The organism is Paraburkholderia sp. BCC1884 (assembly GCF_900996225.1).
GTDB lineage: Bacteria > Pseudomonadota > Gammaproteobacteria > Burkholderiales > Burkholderiaceae > Paraburkholderia.
Genome location: NZ_CAAJGL010000133.1, coordinates 1 through 514, shown reverse-complemented (window position 1 = coordinate 514; position 514 = coordinate 1). Strand labels below are relative to the sequence as shown.

General features: G+C 66.7%; 1 protein-coding gene. It reads left to right on the top strand.

The features are described 5' to 3' along the window. Positions 1–18 precede the first annotated feature (18 nt). On the top strand, positions 19–514 hold a 496-nt coding region (locus tag FQ705_RS29335; RefSeq protein WP_144147652.1), incomplete at its 3' end, for a DUF2957 domain-containing protein.

The window sequence follows — 514 nt, the reverse complement described above, 5'->3', positions numbered from 1 at the left end:
CACCAACAAGGAGGGGGTATGTTCCGTAACACCAAGCCGCGCATGGCGCTGCTGTCCTGTTTCGCGCTCGCGATGCCGTTCTTCGCCGGATGTGGCGGCGGCGACGGCGGCGATCCACCGGCCGCGATCCAGGTCCCGCAATGCTCGGGCAGCAGTTGCCCGGGAAGCGGCTCGACCACACAGCCGAGCACACCCAACGCACTCTGCCCCAGCACGCTCGATTACTCGACCGTCTATACCGGCGGCTCGGGCAGCGGCGAATACGTGAGGGTCCGCTTCGATACCACCAAGCTGACCTACCAGATGGACTTCATCCTGTCCTCGGTGCCGGTCAGCGCCGGGCAGATCAACAACACGCGCGCCGGCCAGACCATCACCGGCACCTTCCATCGCGCCACCAACCTGCCGACCGCCGCGCAGAACCAGTGCGCCTTCGTGCTCGACAACGGCGCCTCCGCCGACGGCTCGTATTCGATCACCGTCAATCCGGCCGACGCGCCCACGCTGTTCGTCG